Source organism: Marinomonas vulgaris (assembly GCF_018145875.1).
Lineage (GTDB): Bacteria > Pseudomonadota > Gammaproteobacteria > Pseudomonadales > Marinomonadaceae > Marinomonas > Marinomonas vulgaris.
Genome location: NZ_JAGSSV010000002.1, coordinates 115,467 through 137,301 on the forward strand (window position 1 = coordinate 115,467; position 21,835 = coordinate 137,301).

The following is a 21,835-nucleotide window of genomic DNA, read 5'->3' on the forward strand; positions in this document are numbered from 1 at the left end:
TACTTGGATCGCACTCAATAGGACGAGACCCATTTTGAAAATATTAGGTTGGAACACAGACAGCGCCGTATGGAAGCACTGGAATAAAGTCATCCCAGTGGGCGCAGATATGGTCAGAGTATCGTCTGTTGAACAAGTATCAGCTGCGCTTAATACACAGCAAGCGACTTTTTCATATTGTTTTATCTATTTAGGCGATGATGCCTTTTCTCAGCAAGTGGAAGACGTAGTCGCCTTGTGTACGGCTTTTCCTCAGCAAAAGTTTATTGTCTTCCCCAATCGTTCTAGTCAAGCCGCGGCATTAAGACTTTTTTCCGTCGGTGTAAGTGGTCAGTGTGCGCCTTACATTGGTAAAGAACAGTTAGATTTGGTGTTGTCTGTAGTGGAGTCTGGCGAAATATGGGGCGGAAAAGCCTTTATCCAGCAGCTCATTATGCAGTCATCGGGTCAAGTTCCTGTCGCCGATTCGAAAAATGCCTTGGGTGACTTATCTGAACGGGAATTAACCGTGGCGCAACATATTGCTCAAGGGCAGTCTAACAAACAGATCGCATTAGATATGGAAATCACCGAACGAACGGTGAAGGCACATTTAACGTCTATCTTTAAGAAAACCAACACGAAAGACAGGCTCGCACTGGCCTTGCTTGCGCAAACTCAAATACCTTCCGTTTGAGTGTCACGTCTGTGAGCAATTTTATGTTGCGTTTTTGTGGTGCTTAATAAAAATTATACCCGCTTACTTTTTGTGCAGATCACTTCTTAACCCTATCTCAACACTATTTTAAGGCTCTTTAAGGAGCCTTTTTTGTTTTTATATGTTTCTCAAATGATCTTTAATGGCGCATAAATTGCATTGTCTTATTCATATTACTTCGTTGTTTTAAGAGAGTGCACCATGCTTGCGCGTCCTGAAAAAGAGTTAACGGTGATGATTGTCGACAATGAGCCAGCCAGAGCGGCCATTGTTGAGCAAGCCATGGCCGACAGCGGTTATCGAGTTATTAGGCGCCTTGAAAATGCCAAAAATTTAACCGAAGCGGTCAATAAATATCAGCCAGATATGGTGATCATAGATATCGAATCGCCGGATCGGGACATGCTGGAAAATATGTCTCGATTAACCAAAGACAATCCCAGACCCATTGTGATGTTTGCAGAAGAAGACGATTCAAAACACGTTGAAGCCGCGATTCGTGCAGGCGTGAGTGCCTATGTGGTTGATGGCGTAAATAGCGGCAGTGTGAAGGCATTATTGCAAGTGGCGATTGCACGGTTTCGGGAGTTCCAAGCATTGCGGTCTGAGCTTGAATCGGTAAAAAGTCAGCTTGAAGATAGAAAGTTAATCGATAAGGCAAAAGGATTGATTATGAAGCATCAAAAATGCGATGAACCAGCGGCCTATCAGGCGTTGAGGAAATTGGCGATGGACCGCAGTCAGCGCATGACCGATGTGGCACGTAATATTATTTCCGTTATGGAATTGATGGGAGACGCCAAATGATGATCAATTCTACTGCTATTCTGCTTAATGGCGGCGCCCCCGTACGGGTTGGTTTTATCCCTCTCATTGACTGCGCGCCATTTGTGATTGCGCACGAAAAAGGCTTTTTCAAAGAAGAAGGCGTTGATGTGGTGTTATCGAAAGAGGCCTCATGGGCGAGCATTCGAGACAAGGTGGCGTTTAATGTTTTGGACGGAGCTCATATGTTGGCTTCCATGCCGATTGCCGCCACTTTAGGTATAGGCACTATCAAAACGTCGATGCAGACCAGTTTTACGGTCAGCCATAATGGCAATGGCATCACCATTGGTAATGCCTTGTATGAACAATTACAAGAATTTGCTCAAACACCGGCTGATATTCCCTCGGGTCTAGCATTGAAACGCTTAATCGACCATCGCGGTGAGCAGCTGCCACCTTTGCGTTTTGCCATGGTGTACCCTTATTCTTCCCATAATTATCAACTACGAGATTGGTTGAGCAGAGCCGGTATCGATGTGGACAAAGACGTACAGATCATAGTGGTTCCGCCGGTGAAAATGGTCGACAGCTTAAAGCTGGGTGACATTGACGGGTATTGTGTGGGTGAGCCTTGGAACAGCCTTGCGGTTGAGCAGGGTGTGGGTCACATGCTGGTAACAGGTTATGACATTTGGGGCAGTACGCCAGAAAAAGTGTTTGGTGTGAATACTTTATGGGCGGAACAAAATCCAATGGTTCACTTCGCGATGATACGTGCCTTGGAAAAAGCCTGTCGATGGGTGGACGATCCCGAGAACAAAACAGAGTTACTGAATCTATTGAGTCAGCCAGATTACCTCAATTGCACCGTCGAACAACTCGTTTATGGTTTTGGCTCTGTGAAGCCCAAAGGGCAGTTTAACTGGCCGATGCAGGCTTATCAGCGCTTCTCTGGAGGGGACATTAATAAGCCATTGCCAAGTTACGCCTTGTGGATCATGGCGCAAATGCATCGCTGGCAGCAATTGGGTCATGTGGAATCTCTCAACGCCATTGCCGAGCAGGTCTATCGTCAAGACGTATACTTCGAGGCATTTGGGCTAGATAAACCGGTTGAGCGAACTTGGTGTTTATCATCTCAAGAGGAAGCTATTTGGTTGGATTCTGTAGCGTCAGGAAAGATAACCCTGCACCCAGAAGGCATTCAAAAAGGGTTTGTGAAAAGCTCCCCTTTTTAGTGCGTTGTGCCAGATGATTGGGCGTCATATTTAATGATCCGATCAAAAGTTGCATAAAATACGCACGAAGAAACTATAAAAATGATAAAAATCAATAGTTTGGTTTTTCTGGCACAGTGTGTGCTTTAGTAAAAGAATACAACAATGGTGTTCTCTCTAAACAAGATAATCAGCCATTGAATGAAACAGACAATTTAGTGAGATTAGCAACGTTAGTTAATTATCACTTACATTTTTGATGACCCAATGTAGGGTTTTCTTTGAATGGCAAAGGCGCCTGCGATCACATGATATGTGACTCGCATGCGCCTTTTTTTGTTTTTGAACATTACTCACACCTTTTTATTAAGCGGAGCATGATGATGAATTTACCATTTTTTAAAGCACTAAGGCCTTTAACAGAATTGACCACAACGAGCCGACGCGTTGGTTTGGCCGTTGTAATGGGGTCTGCTTTGTTGTCGTCTGCAGCCTACGCCGAGCTGGATTACGCCGAAAAAGAAGAGTTGAAATTTGGCTTTATCAAATTAACCGATATGGCGCCATTGGCGATCGCTTATGAAAAAGGCTATTTCGAAGACGAAGGTTTGTACGTCACGTTAGAAGCCCAAGCCAACTGGAAAGTGCTGTTGGACAGAGTCATCGATGGTCAGCTTGATGGCGCGCACATGTTAGCTGGTCAACCGCTAGGGGCGACCATCGGATACGGTACAAAAGCGCACATAGTGACGGCCTTTAGTATGGATTTAAACGGCAACGGCATTACGGTTTCCAACGATGTTTGGGATGAAATGAAGAAAAATATCCCGAACGATGCCGATGGAAAGCCAGTTCACCCAATCAGCGCCAGTGCATTAAAGCCTGTTATCGATGGCTACAAAGCTCAGGGTAAGCCGTTCAAAATGGGCATGGTATTCCCTGTTTCTACCCATAACTATGAGCTGCGTTATTGGTTAGCGGCCGGTGGTGTTCACCCTGGTTATTATGCGCCAGCGCGCGGTGATACCAGCGGCCAAATTAACGCCGATGCCTTGTTGTCAGTAACGCCGCCACCGCAAATGCCGGCCACCATGGAAGCCGGTACGATTTCTGGTTATTGCGTAGGCGAGCCTTGGAATCAGCAAGCCGTCTTTAAAGGTATTGGTGTGCCTGTCATTACCGATTATGAAATCTGGAAAAACAACCCAGAAAAAGTCTTCGGTGTTAGCAATGAGTGGGCGGAGCAATACCCTAATACCCACATTCGTGTAGTGAAAGCCATGATTCGTGCGGCCAAATGGCTAGACGATAACAACAACGGCAACCGACCAGAAGCCGTTGAGATTTTGTCCCGTAGCCAATACGTCGGCGCGGATTACGACGTCATAGCCAACAGCATGACCGGCACATTCGAATACGAAAAAGGCGACAAACGTGAGATTCCTGATTTCAACGTCTTCTTCCGTCATCACGCTACTTACCCTTACTACAGCGATGCCATTTGGTATTTAACGCAAATGCGCCGTTGGGGACAAATTGCTGAACCTAAATCGGATGAGTGGTTTATGAAGATTGCCAAAGAAGTCTATCGTCCAGATATTTACGCTCAAGCGGCGCAATCCTTGATTGAAGACGGTGTGATGCAAGCCACAGAGTTTCCAGATTTCACGACCGAAGACGGTTTTAAACCACCACAAAGTGAATTTATTGACGGTGTGATGTACGACGGCAAATACCCAAATGAGTATTTAAAGCGTTTTGACATTGGCTTAAAGGGCGACGATCAAGTCTAAATAGGTTGGTATGAGCGGCCGCGCACAGTGGCCGCTCTCTGATCTACACATTACGAGTCATACAAGGTGAAAAAAATGATACTACCAACTCTAACCATGGCCAGTGTAAAAGAGAAGCTCAGCGCCTTTTCTTTTAAGGGGCTACTGCTGCCTCTGTTCGGCATCGTGATGTTTATTGTGTTGTGGCAAGCCGGAGCCAGCCGAGTGCACACTTCGTTGGGTGAGTTTCCGGGGCCTGTCGTGGTTTACGAGCAGTGGAACAGCCTAGTAGCAGAGCACCAGCGTGAACGGGTAAAAGAAGACAAATTTTACGTCCGTCAAGAAGAGCGCATTGCTGAGCGTCAAGCGAAAGACCCAAGTTACGAAGGTAAGTTAAGAGATTACACCGGCAAGCCGACCTTTTTCGATCAAATATTTACTAGCCTTTATACGGTATTGGCAGGCTTTGGTTTGGCGAGCTTGATTGCGATTCCTCTGGGTATCTTGATTGGGTTGAATCGATCGGTTTACAGCGCATTAAACCCGGTGATTCAAGTGTTTAAGCCCGTATCTCCGTTAGCTTGGCTGCCCTTGGTGACCATGGTGGTCAGTGCCAGCTATGTCTCGGACGATCCCATGTTTTCGAAGTCTTTTCTGACGTCTATGTTTACCGTGACCTTGTGTTGCATGTGGCCGACCTTGATTAATACGGCCGTTGGCGTTGCGGCAATAGAAAAAGATTTACTCAATGTATCTAAGGTTTTGCAGCTTAACTGGGTGACTCATGTGATGAAAATCGTCATCCCTTCTGCGATTCCACTGATGTTTACCGGTCTGCGCTTGTCTTTAGGGATCGCCTGGATGGTGCTGATCGCAGCGGAAATGCTGGCGCAAAACCCTGGCTTAGGGAAGTTTGTGTGGGATGAATTCCAAAACGGCAGTTCCAACTCCCTTGGTCGAATCATGGTGGCCGTGTTGATGATTGGTTTTATCGGCTATTTATTAGATCGAGTCATGCTCACGATTCAACGTTTTGTTTCTTGGGATAAAACACAATTATTGCGCTAAATAACGGATAGAACTCTCGTTAAACAGCAAGATTCATACATTTTATTGGAGATCCACAGCATGGCCACACATTTAGACATTAGCCAAATTTCTATTGAGTTCCCAACAGCAAAAGGCTCCTTTAAAGCCTTAGATAACGTAAGTTTGAAAATTGAAAAAGGAGAATTTGTGTCACTGATTGGCCACTCTGGCTGTGGCAAATCTACCGTGTTGAACATAGTCGCCGGTTTGTACGATGCCACTGAGGGCGGCATTTTACTCGATGGAAAAGAAGTGAAAGGCCCAGGTCCAGAGCGTGCTGTAGTCTTCCAAAACCATTCGCTTTTGCCTTGGCTCACCGCTTACCAAAACGTCGAATTGGCCGTGAAGCAAGTGTTTAGAAAAACCAAAACCAAGAAAGAAATGCACGAGTGGATTATGCACAATCTTGAGTTGGTTCACATGACGCACGCCGCTGATAAGCGTCCCGATGAAATATCCGGCGGTATGAAACAGCGTGTTGGTATCGCCCGTGCCTTGGCGATGGAGCCAAGTGTTCTGTTAATGGATGAGCCTTTTGGTGCGCTAGACGCTCTAACACGAGCTCACCTACAAGACTCTCTGATGGAGATTCAAAAAGACCTCAATAATACCGTGATCATGATCACCCACGATGTGGACGAAGCCGTCTTGTTGTCAGATCGCATTGTGATGATGACGAATGGCCCCGCTGCTAGCGTGGGAGAAATTTTGCATGTGGATATAGAGCGACCAAGGGAGCGTTTGGCCTTGGCGAACGACCCTAGATACGTAGATTATCGCACGCAAGTCTTGACCTTTTTATACGAAAAACAACGCAAGGTTGAGCCTATTCATGCGGCTTCAGCGTCGACAAAGACAAAAACAGCGAAAGCCGCTCATGCCTAATTCGACTGATTCTATCGTCAAGCGACGCCTCGTGATTGTGGGGGCTGGCATGGCGGGCAGCAAATTGGCCTATGATCTTCAGCTAGCCCATGGGGATCAGTTTGAGATTGTACTGATCGGTGAAGAGCCGCAAGTGGGCTACAACCGCATTATGCTGTCGTCTTTGCTCGCTAAGGACATTACTGCAGCCGACATGCCACTGGTGGATACGAAAAAAATGCAGCGGTTGGGTGTGCAAATTGTTTCTAACGACCCGGTTAAGCAAATCGATACCGCAACAAAATGCCTCCATTTAGCCAGTGGTGAGCGCATCGCTTATGACCAGTTGGTCATGGCCACAGGATCTCGCGCCAGCATCTTGCCCATAGCTGGCGCCGATGCTGAAAACGTCATGGGGTTTCGGACTTGGCAAGATGTGAATGTCATGACGGCGTTGCCTAGAACGCAATCTGTGTGTGTGATTGGTGGTGGTTTATTGGGTCTTGAAGCCGCGGTTGGTCTGATTAAGCGCGGTCACAAGGTAACAGTGTTTCATCGTTCTGCGTGGCTGTTAAATCGTCAGTTAGATGAACCGGCCGCCGCGCTATTGCAAGCTCGACTCGCGCAAATGGGCATTGAATTTCGCTTAGGGGAGTCACCGGCTTCGTTTGGGCAAGAACAGGCTGGTCGTGTGTCCCATGTGGTTTGTCAAAATGGCGACCATCTTCCGGTGGATTTGGTGGTGATGGCTGCAGGTATTACGCCGGAAACGACGGTCGCAGAAGCGGCCGGTTTAGAGGTCAATCGCGCCATTGTGGTGGATGCCCACATGCAAACCTCGCAACACGATATTTATGCGTTGGGGGAATGTTGTGAATTTGACCAGCAAACCTTTGGCCTAGTCGCTCCCATTTGGACGCAAATAAAAGTACTTATAAAGGTGTTGGTGAAAGATATGGCGAATTTTTCCATCACTCCGACACCCACTAAATTAAAAGTATCTGGGGTGGATTTGTTCTCAGTGGGCAGAATCCATCCGCAAAACGACGATGCCTGCATTGTGTTACATGATGTGGCGGGCAATCACTACCGCAAACTGGTGATCAACGGCGGTCTACTGGTGGGCGTTATTTTGTATGGCAAGGTGGCCGATGGGAGCTGGTATTTCCAGCTCATTGAAAATAAGACCAATGTCTCTGACATGCTGGATTTACTGGTATTTGGTGAGGCGTATTGCCGCCCTCAAGTCGCTTAATTCAGGTGTTTAGAGTCTGTTAGCCATTTGGCAAGTATTAAAGCAAGGGGAATACAATGACGTCTACAGTGTCTTTTCTTACAACCAAACCGCACCTCGTGGTGATCGGCAACGGTATGGTGGGCCACCATTTTGTTGAACAATTGATTGAGCAGTCAGGCCATCAAGTCTTTGATATTAGTGTCTTTGGCGAAGAGTCTTATCTCGCCTACGACCGTGTGCATCTGAGCGAATACTTTACTGGTAAGGGCGCCGCGGATTTGGCCATGACAGATGGTCGTTTGTACGACGAACATGGCATACGTTACTTTACCAACAGTTTGGTGACTGAGATCGATCGTGCGGAACATCGCTTAGTACTGCAAAACGGTGAAACTGTACCTTACGATAAGCTAATTTTAGCGACGGGTTCTTATCCTTTCGTTCCGCCGATTCCAGGTCACCAGCGTGACAATGCCTTTGTTTATCGTACCTTGGATGATTTGGACGCTATTCGCGAGTGCGCCAATAAAGTGACACGCGGCACCGTCGTCGGTGGCGGTTTGCTTGGTTTAGAAGCCGCCAATGCATTAAAGAATTTAGGATTAGAAACCAGCGTGGTGGAATTTGCACCACGCCTAATGCCGGTGCAGCTGGATGACAAAGGCGGTTCGGTACTAAAAGGTATGATTGAAGGGCTAGGCGTTAAGGTCTACACAGACACGGCCACCAAAGAGATTGTGGCGGGTGATGACGCCTTTCATCGTATGAATTTTGCTGATGGCACGCACCTTGAAACCGATTTGATTTTGTTCTCTGCTGGTATTCGACCTCAAGATGCCTTGGCGCGCCAATCTGGTTTGGACATTGGTGAGCGCGGCGGCATTAGTGTGAATAATCACTGCTTGACGAGCGATGATCACATTTACGCGATTGGCGAATGTGCTCTGTGGGAAAACCGTATTTTTGGTCTAGTTGCGCCGGGTTATGCCATGGCCAAAGCTGCGGTTGGCCATTTGTTGGGTCATGCAGGGGTGACCTTTATGGGCGCCGACATGAGCACCAAGTTGAAACTATTGGGATGCGATGTGGGTTCTGTGGGCGATGCCCATGCTCAATCTCAGGGTTGTAAAGTGTTTGTGTATCAAGACGAGATCAGTCAAAGCTATCGCAAAATGGTCGTGTCGGAAGACGGTAAAAAATTGCTGGGTGCGGTCTTGGTTGGCGACAACAGTTATTACGACACCTTGTTGCAGTATTACTTAAATGCCATTGATTTACCCGATCAAGCCCAGTCGTTGATATTACCGACTATGGATGGCGCGCCAGCGGCGTTGGGCGTTGATGCTTTACCAGCTACAGCGTCAATTTGCAGTTGTCACAATGTGTCTAAACAAGACATACATGACGCCGTGTGCAACGGAGCGTTGTCGGTGGCGGATGTAAAAGGCACAACCAAGGCGGGAACAGGGTGTGGCGGTTGCGCGGCTTTATTAAAAAAGGTGGTTGATAATGAATTACTGGCGCTCGGGGTAGAAGTCAGTACCGACATTTGTGAGCACTTTGCCTATACCCGTCAGGATCTATACAACTTAGTCAAAGTGGAAGAAATCAAAAGCTTCGATGCCTTGTTGCATAAGCACGGTAAAGGCCATGGTTGTGAGATCTGTAAACCAGCCATTGGATCGATTTTAGCCAGTGTTTGGAACGATTATGTGTTGAAAAAAGAACACATTAGTTTGCAAGACACCAATGATCGCTTTTTAGCAAACATGCAAAAAGATGGCACTTACTCCATTGTGCCGCGTATTCCTGGTGGTGAAATCACCCCAGATCGACTGATTGTATTAGGTCAGGTAGCCAAAGAGTATGGTCTTTATACTAAGGTCACAGGCGGTCAACGGATTGATTTATTTGGGGCTACCCTTCCGCAATTGCCTGAAATTTGGGGCAAATTAATCAAGGCTGGCTTTGAAACGGGACAAGCTTATGGCAAGTCCTTGCGCACGGTGAAATCTTGTGTCGGCAGTACCTGGTGTCGTTATGGGGTAAACGACAGCATGACCATGGCGATTGATTTGGAGAATCGTTATAAGGGTTTGCGCTCGCCCCATAAAATCAAATTTGCTGTATCCGGCTGTACACGAGAATGCGCCGAAGCACAGAGCAAAGACATTGGTGTTATTGCCACCGAAGGCGGTTGGAACCTGTATGTGTGCGGAAATGGTGGCATGAAACCTCGACATGGGGACTTGTTCGCAACAGATTTAGACGACGCTACCTTGGTAAAATACATCGACCGTGTGTTGATGTTTTACACCAAAACAGCCGATCGTCTGCAACGGACCTCCGTATGGATGGACGGTTTAGAAGGCGGCTTAGACTATCTAAAAAGTGTCGTGATTGATGACAAGTTGGGCTTATGTGCTGAGCTGGAAGCGCGCATGCAACATGTGGTCGATACCTTTCAATGTGAATGGAAAACAACACTTGAAGATGAAGACGCACTGCAGACGTTCCGTCAATTTGTGAACCATGACGGCGATGATAATAATGTGGTGTTTGTCGAAGAGCGCGATCAAATGCGCCCCGCAACCGCATTGGAAAAACAACAACTTATTGCGAAGGTGGGTTAAAAAATGGCGATGGCATGGAAATCAATCTGTAAGCAAAGTGATTTGGTCGCTGGGGCTGGCGTCGCGGCCATGGTGAATGGCGAGCAAGTGGCGCTCTTTTATGTGCCTGAATCCGAGCATCAAGTATTTGCGATTGGTAACTGGGATCCGCTTGGCAAAGCCAATGTGTTGTCTCGCGGTCTGGTGGCGCATTTACAAGATAAATGGGTTGTGGCGAGCCCTTTATACAAGCAGCATTTTGAACTGACCTCTGGGCAATGTCTTGAGGAAACCGTTAGTGTTCCTCATTTTCAAGCTAAGCTTGAAAATGAACAGGTGTATTTGTTGCTGCCATAGCCAGGTAACCAAGACTGTTTTCTCTTTTGGTGCAAAAGACACGTGTGCGGGCTTTTTTGGTGCGCGCTGGGCTTTCGAAATGGTGTTGAGATAGAGTATTTTTTTAGTTCGGTAAGCCTGATTCCTAGGAAAACCCTAATGAAATCGATTATTTTCGGTGATTTTAAAAGTTGGCCTGGCTTTTGCTTTTATTCAATTAACTGATACACCGTAGGCCGACGATGGTTTACACATAAAGTAGTCAGATATTACAAAAGGCAACGAGGCCCAATCGCTTTCTTAAGCGGTTGGGCCTTTTTTTGTGCCAAAAAAATAGCCAGCGGGCGAGGAGGTGTCATGACAGCAACAAGCGGAAAAACAACCTGTCCTTATTGTGGAGTCGGATGTGGTGTGACGGTAACCCTGCCAGATCCACAGACGGGCCTTGTTCCCCCCGTTTCTGGCGATGCCGAGCATCCAGCTAACTTTGGGCGTTTGTGTGTGAAGGGTAGCAGTCTTGCACAAACCCTGGTTTCAGACGATCGTTTACTGACGCCGATGATTCACGGAAAAGAAGCGTCATGGGACACTGCCACGCAGCAAATAGCCGATAAAATCACCCAGGTTGTAAAAGACCATGGCCCTGATGCGTTTGCTTTTTATCTTTCAGGTCAGATTTTGACGGAAGACTATTATGTGGCAAACAAGCTTGCGAAAGGCTTTATTGGTACGGCGAATGTGGATACCAATTCTCGACTCTGCATGGCGTCGGCTGTTGTCGGTTACAAGCGAGCTTTTGGTTCCGATACCGTGCCTTGTAATTATGAGGATTTAGAGTCTTGCGATTTGTTGATTATGGTGGGTTCGAATGCGGCTTGGACGCACCCGATTTTGTATCAACGCATTGCCGCTGAAAAAAAGCGTCGCCCCACTATGAAAATTGTGGTGATCGACCCAAGAGAAACCGCTACCTGTGATATCGCCGACCTGCACCTTGCCATCACGCCTGGTAGCGATGCCGCTGTTTATTCGTTTCTATTGAATTATTCGGCACAAGCCAATCTTGTCGATGGCGATTATATCGCGGCACACACAGAAGGGTTCGAACAAGCCTTGGCGCAAGCAGCTGTATCGACACCGACTTTAAAAGCTGCAGCCGACTTTTGTGGTCTTGAGCAACAAGCTTTGATGACGCTGGTGGATTGGTGGTGCGATACCCCTAAAACCGTCAGTTTTTACTCGCAAGGGATTAACCAATCTGCAACCGGAGTGGACAAATGCAATGCCATAATTAACTGTCACCTTGCCACAGGGCGCATCGGCAAAGTGGGTGCAGGGCCTTTTTCCATTACCGGTCAGCCCAATGCGATGGGGGGGCGCGAAGTCGGGGGGTTGGCGAATCAGCTTGCCGCTCACATGGATTTCGCCACGCCTGGTGCGACCGAACTAGTGCAGCGCTTTTGGCAAGCCCCCAATATGGCGACACAAAACGGCTTAAAAGCAGTCGATCTGTTTCAGGCAATGGAAGCGGGTAACGTTAAAGTGGTGTGGATTATGTCTACTAATCCTATGGTGAGTTTGCCCGATACGGCGCAAGTACGTCGAGCTTTAGGCCTGTGCGAGCTGGTGATTGTCAGTGATTGCAAGGCTCACACGGATACCACCGCCATGGCGGATATTCTGTTACCTGCTACTGGTTGGAGTGAAAAGGACGGCACAGTGACCAATTCAGAGCGTCGTATTTCTCGTCAACGAGGTTTGTTGCCAGCTCCAGGCGAGGCAAAGCACGACTGGTGGGCGATTTGTGAAGTGGCCAAACGCATGGGTTTTCAGTCAGGTTTTTCCTATCGCAGTGCTCATGAAGTTTTTGTAGAGCATGCAGCCTTGTCGGCATTTGAAAATAATGGCAAGCGAGATTTCGATATTGGGCATTTTAGTCGTATGACGGCGAAAGAGTACGATGATTTGGTGCCAGTGCAGTGGCCGGTGCCAAAAGGTCGACCGGAAGGCACTAAGCGGATGTTTGAAGACGGTCGTTTTTTTACTCCTAATGGACGCGCACGCTTTATTGCCATTACGCCAACATTGCCGCAAAACCAAGCCTGTCTCGAATGGCCGTTTGTGCTAAACACAGGGCGAGTTCGTGATCAATGGCACACGATGACGAGAACAGGTGATGCGGCTCTGCTGAGCAATCACACGGCTCAGCCTTATTCCGAGATACACCCTAAAGATGCCAAGCGCTTGGGCATTGAAGACAAGTCTCTTGTGCGATTGACGTCCCCGCAGGGTAGTGTTTTGTTGAAAGCGAAAATCAGCCGGGCTGTAGCGCCTGGTCAACTCTTTGCACCGATACATTGGACACAACAATTTGCCAATGCCTCAGTCGTATCGACTTTGATACCTCAAGTGGTGGACCCTTTATCTGGCCAGCCAGAATCCAAACATACAAGAGTTCAGCTTCAGCCCATGCTAGAAGTGAGTTACGGTTTGATTATGTCGGCTGAGCCGATGGATTTGAGCGATTGTGTGTACTGGTGTCGTGTTCCCTCAAAGTCAGGTTATCACTATGAGGTGGCTTGGTCAGTTTCTCAGTCGGTAAATTCGTTAAAATCATTAAAAGCGCTCACCAAAGAAAGCGAGCAGAATGAATGGTTGGAGTACCAGAACCCACTGACAGGACAATGTCGTTTGGCAAAGATCGTCAATCATACTTTCAAACTGTTGGTGTACTGTCACCCACAACCAGATTCGATTGCCGCCGATTGGTTGGTGTCTAAGTTGGCGATTAATGAGCGCCTGACTGAGCAAGATCGTTTGGCCATACTGGTTGGCATGCCAGCGAATGTGGAAGACAAGGGGGAAATAGTATGCTCTTGTTATCAAATTGGTAGTAAGCAGATTAACAAAGCCATAATGGCGGGTGTGGATACGATCGATGGGCTAGGTGCAGCGCTAAAATGCGGTACGAATTGTGGGTCATGTGTGCCCGAATTAACGCGCTTTCTACCCATGGCAACGGAGTTAACCTCATGAGTTCACAGAATACACAGACAATAAAAGAGCAGCCCATGGCCAAATCGAGTAATGATTTTACGACTTATGTGAAAATTCTAGGTCGTGGGAAAAAAGGCGCGCGTAGTCTGACTGTCGAAGAAGCCGAACACGCCATGAGCTTGATGCTGTCAGGGTTTGTGGAGCCGGAGCAAGCCGGAGCTTTTTGGATGTTGATTCGTATACGCGAAGAAACGGTAGAAGAAACCGTCGGATTCACCAAAGCCACACGTCAGCACCTTTTGAAAACGGCTATGTTTGCAGAAAAAGTCGATTTAGATTGGCCTGCTTATGCGGGTAAACGCAACGAATTGCCGTGGTTTTTGTTAGCCGCATTGGCGTTGGCCAATACGGGGGTGCGTATTGTTATGCACGGGCACACTTTCGATGGTGAAGACAGAATATATGTCGAGCAAACCATTGAACAGCTTGGTTTAACTGTCTGTACTTCCCGGGAACAAGCGTCTCAAGTCTTATCAGAGCGTCAGTTTGCCTATCTGCCATTGTCGATAATCGATCGTCGGTTGGGTACTATGATGGATTTTAAATACATTCTTGGACTACGTTCGCCAGTGAATACGGTAGTGCGCATGATGAACCCTTTTTTTGCTGACCATAGCGTGCATGGGGTGTTTCACCGTGGTTATGATGAATTGCATGTGGCAGCGAGTGAACAACTAGGGGATGCCTCTGTGTTGGTGTTTCGTGGCGGCAATGGCGAAGCTGAAGTGAATCCTGAGCGTGATGTGACGCTGGGGAAATGGCAAAACGGTGAAACCTCATGGACGACTTGGCCCAAAGCGGAGCAACAGCATAAGCGCCTAAAAGATCAACGGGATGTGTCTAGGCTCACAGAGCATTGGAGTGGGCAGTCATGCGACCCTTTTGGTGAGCAAGCGGTGCGACAAACGATTGCATCGGTGGCGGGTCTTCTTTATGGTGTGACTTCTCATCAAGCCTGTCTTGAATTGGCTGACTCTATTTGGTCAAAGCGAGACACGAAATATTTTCAATAACGGTTCCATGCGATTTTCAATAAGGAAGTATGATGGTGTATACCTCATTATCCGCGGCGGTGCTGGCGGGCGGCAAAGCTGAGCGAATGTCCGGTCGTGACAAAGGGTTATTATTGTTTCAGCATACACCCATGGCTCAGTGGGTGGCGCAGGCGTTGCAAGCGTCTGCGGATTATGTGTTTATCAATGCCAACCGTAATATTGAAGACTACGCGGAGCTTGGTTTTCATGTCATCAAAGACGACCCTGAGTATCAAGATAAAGGGCCTTTGTCTGGGCTAATGGCCTGTCTTATCTATGCCGATACTTCCCATCTGATGATTGCTCCTTGCGATACGCCATGTATTAGCTCGATGGCGTTTGCGACGTTAAAAGAAGCAAGCCTAGCGTTTCCTGACGATATCGTCTTTTTGAAAAGTGCTTCTGGTGCTCATCCTTTGCACGCCATTTTGCCTGTCACTCCTGCGCTTCTGGCGCTTCGGAAATTTTTTCGAGAAGAGTCTCAATGTCGGGTGATGGCTTTTTACGAGACAGTCGGTAGTCGTTCAGTTTGTTGGGAAAATGACGCGGAGTTGTTAAACGTTAACACGCCCTCTGAGTTGACATAAACTGTTAAGTTTTGACAACGAACTAAGACTGGGACAGGGATTCTATATCGAGCTGATAGGATTCGCCGTCTTCTTTATGAACTAATTTTACGAGCAGATAATCAAACTTGGGCACAAACCAGAAGGAAGTTTTTTTGCCTTTATCGAGATTGTCAGTGCGAATGATCTTAATTGCAGGAAATCGACCGATGTTAGTGTCTATGGTTTCCATGCTCTCGCGCGAAAAACGCCAGTTTTTAATATGACCGCCATCGGCAATTTGGTAATCAAAATCGTTTTTCCCTAACTTTAAATCTTGCCTTACTTGCAATTGAACCGATAATTTATCGAGCGTGTTTGGGTTAATTGATAAATTCCAAGGTTTATCTTTGATGTCGTTGCGGACGAGGTTTTTTTCCCAATTAAAGGTCAATACAGCACTGCGTTTTTTTCCTAATGCACTGGTTTTGTATTCATAATAAGTGGGAACTATGTGCTCATCTTTAATGTAAAAGGTCGAAGATTCATAAAGAGAAGCAAGCATACTATCGGCAGAAAAAACAAAGCGCCAAGAAGTGTCATCTAGTTTAGAGAGGGTCTGTCTGCCTTCAACTTTTAAACTGATGCCTTTTTTCCATACCGTGCTGTAGACGGCAGAATAAGGGGAAAGAAAGGTGTTTTGTTGGGAACCTGGTTCAGAGTCTACGTTGGAATAAGAAAGCATGGGATAACTCATAAAAACAGCCAGTAATAACAGGGGGATTTTACGAACTCTCATGCTTTCTCCTAAATCATTTAAGTGCTTCGTTGTATCGTATCCCACTTTCAGGGAGTACTGTTTGATCAAACGATGCCTTTCCATCATGGAAGGTAATTCTGTCTTCGCTAAACCATTTAACCGCTAAAGGGTAAATGATGTGTTCCAGTGTGTGTACTTTATTGCCTAACGATTCTGCTGTGTCATTACTCGAAATTTCTGTACTGGCCTGAATAATCACAGCGCCGGCATCCAGCTCTGCACTGACAAAATGAACGGAAACACCGTGCTCTTTTTCATTTGCTTCGATAGCACGTTGGTGTGTATCTAAGCCTTTGAATTTAGGCAGTAGAGAAGGGTGAATATTGAGCATTCGACCTTCATAGTGGCGCGCAAACGATTCCGTCAGGATACGCATAAAACCCGCTAATACCACGAGTTTTGGCGAATACTGATCAATGATTTTTTGCAACTCAGCGTCAAACGCCTCACGACTTTCGAACAATTTATGATCGAGTGTGTGAGTTGGAATAGCTGCTTGCTTTGCTCGTTCTAAACCATAAGCGTCTGCTTTGTTGCTGATGACGGCGCTGATGTTCACATTCAATTGTCCTTGCAAGCTTTGATCAATCAAAGCTTGCAAGTTGCTGCCGCTGCCAGAAATTAAGACAACGATAGGAAAACTCATGCCTGAGTCTCAAGGTCTGAGATCAGCACGTCTTTGCCGTCATTGCGGGCACAAATGTCACCGATGATCCAAGCGTTTTCACCTTCGGCTTTTAAAATGGCCAAGGCTTCGTCGGCTTTATCAGCATCGATCGCCAATACCATGCCAACACCACAGTTTAGAACGCGGTACATTTCTTCTTGCTCAACATTACCTTGCTCTTGCAGCCAGTCGAACACAGCAGGGCGTTTCCAGCTTGCTGTATCAATACGAGCCGCCGCGTCTTCAGGAAGAACACGAGGAATGTTTTCCAATAAGCCGCCGCCGGTAATGTGCGCCAAGGCGTTCACAGAAATGCTTTCCATCAGTTTAAGAATGGATTTTACATAAATGCGTGTTGGTTCCATGAGCGCATCTTTAAGGGCGACGCCATCGATGTCTTGGTTTAGATCTGCTTTGCTGACTTCAAGAATCTTGCGAATCAGAGAGTAGCCGTTGGAATGCGGGCCAGAAGAGCCAAGAGCAATCAGTTTATCGCCAGCTTTTACTTTTGTACCATCGATGATGTTGTCTTCTTCAACGACACCAACACAAAACCCTGCTAGATCGTAATCGCCATCGTGATACATGCCTGGCATTTCAGCGGTTTCACCACCAACCAATGCACAGCCTGCTTGCAAGCAGCCTTCGCCAATGCCTGTTACCACATTTGCTGCGACGTCGATGTCTAGCTTGCCGGTTGCGTAGTAATCAAGGAAAAGCAGAGGTTCAGCGCCCGCCACAACAAGGTCGTTTACACACATGGCAACCAAATCGATGCCGATGGTGTCGTGTTGATTTAGATCCATGGCTAAGCGAAGTTTAGTACCTACGCCATCTGTGCCAGACACCAAAATAGGGTTTTTGTATTTGGTTGGTAAGCGAGTTAAGGCACCAAATCCACCCAAACCACCCATAACTTCAGGGCGACGAGTTTTTTTGCTTACGCCTTTAATACGTTCAACAAGTTGATTGCCAGCGTTAATATCTACGCCAGCGTCTTTATAGCTAATGGATGGTTTATCCGATTTGGTCATTGCCTATGCCCTATCATGGTACGAGGAAAAAATGCATTTTAACATAGTGACGTATTAGGGCTATGGTTCTTTGTAATTAAGACAGTAGAATAGGGAAATAAACGAAGGAAGGGCTATGGATTTTCGTATTTTTCTATTATTAATCAGTGTTTTTTTAATTTCATCAGCAAACGCTGTCCCTATTAAAGGTTTGTACAGTGCTGAGGTAAATCTTCCCGTTGGCTCTTCTGAGGCAAAGATGCTTGATGACGCCTTTAGCATGGCAGCTGAAGAAGTGCTTGTTAAAGTTTCTGGGGATAAAGCAGCCATGTCTTCCTCCTTATTGGAGCAGGCAAAAAAACAGGCATCGACTTGGGTTGCTCAACACTCCGTAATGAACTTGACAGAGTTATTGCCGTGGCAAGGCGATTTGGTGCCTGGTCGGCAAATCAAGGTAACTTTTTATCAATCGTCGATTGATAATTTTTTGTCGCAAAATAATTTAGCGGTATGGGGAGAGAATCGGCCTTCGGTGTTGGTGTGGTTGGCCACGGAAAGTAACGGCTTTCGAACTTTATCGGGCTCAAATGCCCCATCTGTTGTTTTAAACGAGTTTGCTCAAGCGGCTAATGCAATAGGGGTTCCTGTGTATGCGCCGCTGCTCGATGAGGTCGATAAGCGAAACCTTGCTGCATCCGATGTCTGGGGCTTTTTTGAAGATAATATTTTGAAAGCGAGTCAACGCTACCAAACTGATTCGGTAGCGGCTTTAAGGGTTAGTCAATACGCTGATTCTGCGGCGGGTAATTTACTGATTTTACTAAAAAGCGGTGATGTGGCGCGCTTCTCTCTTAACGGTGACTCCACACAAGCGGTCGTTGAGCAAGCAAGTGTGCATTTGGCAAAGGTCTTTTCTTCTCGCTATGCCTCGGTACGTAACAGCCGTTCGTCGAATATATTAAATATTCAGGTTGCAGGTATAAGTAGTTACACAAGTATGAGCAAGGTACAAACATATCTTGAAAGTATCAGTGTGGTACGCGACGTTAGATTGCTGCGAGTAGAGGGTGAAAAAATCGAATTTTTGATTGAGATTGACGGAGACAGGCAAAAATTGTTCAACAGCATCTCGTTGAGCCGTTTGTTGGTGAATGCGCCTCTTAATGCGTTAGATCCCGACGCCAATCGAATTGTTTCTTATCAATATAGTGGAGTGAACTAGATGACTGAATCATTAGATGGGCAGCCAATTGAACGGGATTTTTCTGCTCGTTCAATGGAAGAACAAGAGGACTTTCTTTCTCAAACATGGTGTAACCATTGCCTAGAGATGGATTTAGGTATGGTTAATCCGAAAGAGTACGAAACCAAGGAGCGGATTTGGATTGAAGGTGAATGTGTCAAATGTGGCAAGGTGACCGTTACGGAGATAGTTGAAGAGGAAGAATGACTTCTAAACCTTAGTGTAATCAGCTAAAAACAAAAAAAACGCGCCATTTGGGCGCGTTTTTTGTGCAATGACTAATAGGACTTATTTGTCTTCTGGGTAATCGCGTTGTGGATGACCCACATACAATTGGCGTGGACGGCCAATTTTGTATGGCCCACTGATCATTTCGTTCCAGTGAGAAATCCAGCCGATCGTACGAGACATGGCGAAAATTACCGTGAACATACTGGTTGGAATGCCAATGGCTTTCATGATGATACCAGAATAGAAATCTACGTTTGGATAGAGTTTACGCTCTACAAAGTAAGGATCTTCTAGTGCGATTTGCTCAAGACGTTTCGCAATCTTCAACAATGGATCATCTGATTTGCCTAGTTCGGCCAATACCTGATCGCATGTTTCACGCATTACTTTCGCACGTGGGTCGAAGTTTTTGTAAACGCGATGACCAAAGCCCATCAAGCGGAAAGGATCGTTTTTGTCTTTTGCTTTGGCGATGAATTCATCGATGTTTTCAACATCACCAATTTCTTCAAGCATAGTCAATACGGCTTCGTTTGCACCACCGTGAGCAGGGCCCCATAGAGTGGCAATACCAGCAGCAATACACGCAAATGGGTTGGCACCTGAAGAGCCTGCTAGACGTACAGTTGACGTTGATGCGTTTTGTTCGTGGTCAGCATGAAGAATAAAGATTTTATCCATCGCTTTAGCAAACACAGGATTCACCTTGTAATCTTCGCAAGGTGTAGCAAACATCATGTATAAGAAATTTTCAGCGTAAGATAAGTCGTTACGTGGGTACATAACAGGCTGATCTTTTGAATATTTGTAGCAAATAGACGCAAGTGTCGGCATTTTTGAAATCAAACGAAATGCTGCGATCTCACGGTGCTTTGGATCCGTGATATCCATGTTGTCTTGATAAAATGCTGAAAGAGCACCAACCAAGCCACACATTATTGCCATTGGGTGTGCATCGTTACGGAAGCCATCGATGAATTTATGCATAGATTGGTTAACCATAGTGTGTCTACCAACCATGGCATCAAATTCTTCTTTTTGCTTTTTGTCAGGTAGCTCTCCGTAAAGCAATAAATAGCAGGTCTCTAAATAATCAGAGTGTTCTGCAAGTTGTGCGATCGGGTAGCCACGATGCAAAAGAATACCTGCATCACCATCAATAAAGGTAATAGCCGATTCGCATGAACCTGTAGACATGAAACCTGGGTCATAGGTGAAAACACCGTTTGCACCCAAGCCACGAACATCTATAACGTCTGTGCCCAAAGTACCTTTAAGAACCGGAAGTTCGATCGTTTTATCGATCCCATCCACTGTAAGTAGCGCTTTTTTATCAGTCATTTATTGTCTCCTTCGTATTCTGGTTCGAGGCCAATACTCATTAGGTTTTTCTTGTCTAGCCCAGAAGGTGCGGAAAAAATACTGTTTCTAGGCGGCAAAAGTCAATCTTGTTAAGTCTGGGGGTTTTTGTAATGTGCTTACATATCTTGTAATTATCTAACAAAAGCAAGGTGCTTGAGCATCTTTGCTTTCTCATATCTTATAGTCAAATCATTGAAAATAAACAGTAAAATTGCCTTTTTTGTCTTTTGGGTGAATGTAATTTTATACCATTATTGTTTCAGTTTATGGCTACATTCATTTGCTGAATGGCGACCATTGAAAAGGGTGCGCGCAGTCTATTTGTCTTAGTATTTTTTGGTGGTCTATAATTGCGCCCCAGACGATTTCATTGATTTGTTGGTGCTAGTGTATAAAAGATTGTCGCTTTTAAACATTTGTTTGCAAATCGATGAGATTGTTAAAGCAGGCCTATACTGTCGTTATGCTGTTTCTTGTTGAAACACACATACGCGTATAGATATTGGGTCGTGATTGACCATTCAATCGATTAAGATGGTGTATAAAGTCGTGAATAAAAAAAGACCAGTCAACCTTGATATTTCAACAATATCGATGCCCGTCACAGCAGTCGTGTCTATTCTTCACCGTGTAACAGGAATCATCCTCTTTGTAGGTTTGGCTTTCTTGTTTTATGCGTTTGATCTTTCTTTAGAATCTCAAGAAGGGTTCGATCAAGTGGTTAGCACGTTGCAAACAAGTTTCTTAGCGAAATTTATTATTTGGGGTGTCGTTTCTGCTCTTATGTACCATTTTGTAGCGGGTGTAAAACACTTGTTTATGGATTTGGGGCATTTTGAGGAATTAGAAAGTGGACGCAAAGCGGCTGTTGCAAACATTGTAATTGCTGCTGTTCTTATTGTGTTAGCAGGAGTGTGGATATGGTAACTCAAATTACAAGCTTTGGCCGTTCTGGTCTTTACGACTGGATGATGCAGCGCGTTTCAGCGATTGTACTATCTCTATATACGGTTTTTATTATCGGTTATTTGTTGCTAAATCCTGATCTAACATACGATCAGTGGAGTACATTATTTGAAGCAACATGGATGCGCATTTTCAGTCTCATGGTGCTTCTATCTATTGGTATGCACTCATGGATTGGTCTGTGGTCTATCTCTACCGACTATCTAAAAGCAACGGGTGTTCGTTTCTTCTTTCAATCTCTATGCGGTCTTGTGATGTTTATTTACATCGTATGGGGTGTTCAGGTTCTTTGGGGGCTATAAGTA

At 46.0% G+C, this 21,835-nt stretch carries 20 protein-coding genes; 16 read left to right on the forward strand and 4 right to left on the reverse strand.

All coding sequences use genetic code 11. The features are described 5' to 3' along the window. Positions 1-34: 34 nt before the first annotated feature. The 12 genes from J9B83_RS02790 (at position 35) to mobA (ending at position 15,270) form a co-directional block, all read left to right on the forward strand. Complete coding sequence (locus J9B83_RS02790) at positions 35-676, forward strand: response regulator transcription factor (protein WP_211535209.1); 642 nt, start codon at positions 35-37, stop codon at positions 674-676. A gap of 222 nt (positions 677-898) precedes the next feature. Beyond that, the gene (locus J9B83_RS02795; protein ID WP_211535210.1) at positions 899-1,504 is read left to right on the forward strand and encodes an ANTAR domain-containing response regulator; all 606 of its coding nucleotides are present in this window, start codon (positions 899-901) and stop codon (positions 1,502-1,504) included. After that, positions 1,501-2,703 (forward strand): CmpA/NrtA family ABC transporter substrate-binding protein, encoded by a 1,203-nt coding sequence (locus tag J9B83_RS02800; RefSeq protein WP_236037076.1) that lies wholly within the window; start codon positions 1,501-1,503, stop codon positions 2,701-2,703. Before J9B83_RS02795 ends, J9B83_RS02800 begins: the two co-directional genes overlap by 4 nt. Positions 2,704-3,146: 443 nt before the next feature. Further along, positions 3,147-4,475, forward strand: a complete 1,329-nt coding sequence (locus J9B83_RS02805; RefSeq protein WP_236037094.1) for a CmpA/NrtA family ABC transporter substrate-binding protein — start codon at positions 3,147-3,149, stop codon at positions 4,473-4,475. A 75-nt stretch (positions 4,476-4,550) separates the two neighbouring features. Beyond that, positions 4,551-5,522, forward strand: a complete 972-nt coding sequence (locus J9B83_RS02810) for an ABC transporter permease (RefSeq protein WP_211535212.1) — start codon at positions 4,551-4,553, stop codon at positions 5,520-5,522. 60 nt (positions 5,523-5,582) lie between these two features. Continuing rightward, positions 5,583-6,428, forward strand: coding sequence for an ABC transporter ATP-binding protein (locus J9B83_RS02815; protein ID WP_211535213.1), 846 nt, complete (start codon positions 5,583-5,585; stop codon positions 6,426-6,428). Then, a complete protein-coding gene (locus tag J9B83_RS02820; RefSeq protein ID WP_211535214.1) occupies positions 6,421-7,662 on the forward strand; it encodes an NAD(P)/FAD-dependent oxidoreductase in 1,242 nt (413 codons plus the stop codon). The genes J9B83_RS02815 and J9B83_RS02820 overlap by 8 nt, the downstream gene beginning before the upstream one ends. Before the next feature lie 56 nt (positions 7,663-7,718). Next, complete coding sequence (gene nirB, locus J9B83_RS02825; protein ID WP_211535215.1) at positions 7,719-10,277, forward strand: nitrite reductase large subunit NirB; 2,559 nt, start codon at positions 7,719-7,721, stop codon at positions 10,275-10,277. 3 nt (positions 10,278-10,280) lie between these two features. After that, positions 10,281-10,613, forward strand: coding sequence for a nitrite reductase small subunit NirD (gene nirD, locus J9B83_RS02830; RefSeq protein ID WP_211535216.1), 333 nt, complete (start codon positions 10,281-10,283; stop codon positions 10,611-10,613). A gap of 336 nt (positions 10,614-10,949) precedes the next feature. Further along, positions 10,950-13,628: a nitrate reductase gene (locus tag J9B83_RS02835; RefSeq protein ID WP_211535217.1), complete on the forward strand. Its 2,679-nt coding sequence runs from the start codon at positions 10,950-10,952 to the stop codon at positions 13,626-13,628. Next, positions 13,625-14,662, forward strand: a complete 1,038-nt coding sequence (locus tag J9B83_RS02840; RefSeq protein WP_211535218.1) for a glycosyl transferase family protein — start codon at positions 13,625-13,627, stop codon at positions 14,660-14,662. The genes J9B83_RS02835 and J9B83_RS02840 overlap by 4 nt, the downstream gene beginning before the upstream one ends. Positions 14,663-14,694: 32 nt before the next feature. Next, entirely contained in the window at positions 14,695-15,270 is a 576-nt protein-coding gene (mobA, locus tag J9B83_RS02845; protein ID WP_211535219.1) for a molybdenum cofactor guanylyltransferase, read from the forward strand. A gap of 22 nt (positions 15,271-15,292) precedes the next feature. On the opposite strand, the gene J9B83_RS02850 is transcribed toward mobA, so the two are convergent. Genes J9B83_RS02850 through purM form a run of 3 tightly spaced genes read right to left on the reverse strand, consistent with a single transcriptional unit; the run spans position 15,293 to position 17,749 of the window. Next, complete coding sequence (locus J9B83_RS02850; protein ID WP_211535220.1) at positions 15,293-16,027, reverse strand: DUF3108 domain-containing protein; 735 nt, start codon at positions 16,025-16,027, stop codon at positions 15,293-15,295. A 13-nt stretch (positions 16,028-16,040) separates the two neighbouring features. Next, positions 16,041-16,694 carry a phosphoribosylglycinamide formyltransferase gene (gene purN / locus J9B83_RS02855; RefSeq protein ID WP_211535221.1) on the reverse strand — a complete coding sequence of 218 codons (654 nt, stop codon included), beginning with the start codon at positions 16,692-16,694 and terminating at the stop codon, positions 16,041-16,043. Continuing rightward, the gene (purM, locus tag J9B83_RS02860) at positions 16,691-17,749 is read right to left on the reverse strand and encodes a phosphoribosylformylglycinamidine cyclo-ligase (RefSeq protein WP_211535222.1); all 1,059 of its coding nucleotides are present in this window, start codon (positions 17,747-17,749) and stop codon (positions 16,691-16,693) included. Before purM ends, purN begins: the two co-directional genes overlap by 4 nt. Before the next feature lie 115 nt (positions 17,750-17,864). On the opposite strand from purM, the gene J9B83_RS02865 reads away from it, so the two are divergent. Both J9B83_RS02865 and J9B83_RS02870 read left to right on the forward strand, forming a co-directional pair. Then, the gene (locus J9B83_RS02865) at positions 17,865-18,950 is read left to right on the forward strand and encodes a DUF2066 domain-containing protein (RefSeq protein WP_211535223.1); all 1,086 of its coding nucleotides are present in this window, start codon (positions 17,865-17,867) and stop codon (positions 18,948-18,950) included. Next, on the forward strand, positions 18,951-19,178 hold the full coding sequence (locus tag J9B83_RS02870; protein WP_211535224.1) for a hypothetical protein: 228 nt from the start codon (positions 18,951-18,953) through the stop codon (positions 19,176-19,178). It abuts the gene before it with no gap. 81 nt (positions 19,179-19,259) lie between these two features. Here the strand turns inward: J9B83_RS02870 and gltA are convergent, their stop codons facing one another. Continuing rightward, complete coding sequence (gene gltA, locus J9B83_RS02875; RefSeq protein ID WP_211535225.1) at positions 19,260-20,543, reverse strand: citrate synthase; 1,284 nt, start codon at positions 20,541-20,543, stop codon at positions 19,260-19,262. A 534-nt stretch (positions 20,544-21,077) separates the two neighbouring features. Between gltA and sdhC the strand changes: the two genes are divergently transcribed. Continuing rightward, on the forward strand, positions 21,078-21,491 hold the full coding sequence (gene sdhC, locus J9B83_RS02880) for a succinate dehydrogenase, cytochrome b556 subunit (protein WP_328797686.1): 414 nt from the start codon (positions 21,078-21,080) through the stop codon (positions 21,489-21,491). Next, positions 21,485-21,832, forward strand: a complete 348-nt coding sequence (sdhD, locus tag J9B83_RS02885; protein WP_211535226.1) for a succinate dehydrogenase, hydrophobic membrane anchor protein — start codon at positions 21,485-21,487, stop codon at positions 21,830-21,832. Before sdhC ends, sdhD begins: the two co-directional genes overlap by 7 nt. Positions 21,833-21,835: the final 3 nt, after the last annotated feature.

Coding starts and splice junctions, on each gene's coding strand:
- J9B83_RS02795 (WP_211535210.1), top strand. CDS start 899: ATGCTTGCGCGTCCTGAAAAAGAGTTAACGGTGATGATTGTCGACAAT.
- J9B83_RS02800 (WP_236037076.1), top strand. CDS start 1,501: ATGATGATCAATTCTACTGCTATTCTGCTTAATGGCGGCGCCCCCGTA.
- J9B83_RS02805 (WP_236037094.1), top strand. CDS start 3,147: ATGGGGTCTGCTTTGTTGTCGTCTGCAGCCTACGCCGAGCTGGATTAC.
- J9B83_RS02810 (WP_211535212.1), top strand. CDS start 4,551: ATGATACTACCAACTCTAACCATGGCCAGTGTAAAAGAGAAGCTCAGC.
- J9B83_RS02815 (WP_211535213.1), top strand. CDS start 5,583: ATGGCCACACATTTAGACATTAGCCAAATTTCTATTGAGTTCCCAACA.
- J9B83_RS02820 (WP_211535214.1), top strand. CDS start 6,421: ATGCCTAATTCGACTGATTCTATCGTCAAGCGACGCCTCGTGATTGTG.
- nirB (WP_211535215.1), top strand. CDS start 7,719: ATGACGTCTACAGTGTCTTTTCTTACAACCAAACCGCACCTCGTGGTG.
- nirD (WP_211535216.1), top strand. CDS start 10,281: ATGGCGATGGCATGGAAATCAATCTGTAAGCAAAGTGATTTGGTCGCT.
- J9B83_RS02835 (WP_211535217.1), top strand. CDS start 10,950: ATGACAGCAACAAGCGGAAAAACAACCTGTCCTTATTGTGGAGTCGGA.
- J9B83_RS02840 (WP_211535218.1), top strand. CDS start 13,625: ATGAGTTCACAGAATACACAGACAATAAAAGAGCAGCCCATGGCCAAA.
- mobA (WP_211535219.1), top strand. CDS start 14,695: ATGGTGTATACCTCATTATCCGCGGCGGTGCTGGCGGGCGGCAAAGCT.
- J9B83_RS02850 (WP_211535220.1), bottom strand. CDS start 16,027: ATGAGAGTTCGTAAAATCCCCCTGTTATTACTGGCTGTTTTTATGAGT.
- purN (WP_211535221.1), bottom strand. CDS start 16,694: ATGAGTTTTCCTATCGTTGTCTTAATTTCTGGCAGCGGCAGCAACTTG.
- purM (WP_211535222.1), bottom strand. CDS start 17,749: ATGACCAAATCGGATAAACCATCCATTAGCTATAAAGACGCTGGCGTA.
- J9B83_RS02865 (WP_211535223.1), top strand. CDS start 17,865: ATGGATTTTCGTATTTTTCTATTATTAATCAGTGTTTTTTTAATTTCA.
- J9B83_RS02870 (WP_211535224.1), top strand. CDS start 18,951: ATGACTGAATCATTAGATGGGCAGCCAATTGAACGGGATTTTTCTGCT.
- gltA (WP_211535225.1), bottom strand. CDS start 20,543: ATGACTGATAAAAAAGCGCTACTTACAGTGGATGGGATCGATAAAACG.
- sdhD (WP_211535226.1), top strand. CDS start 21,485: ATGGTAACTCAAATTACAAGCTTTGGCCGTTCTGGTCTTTACGACTGG.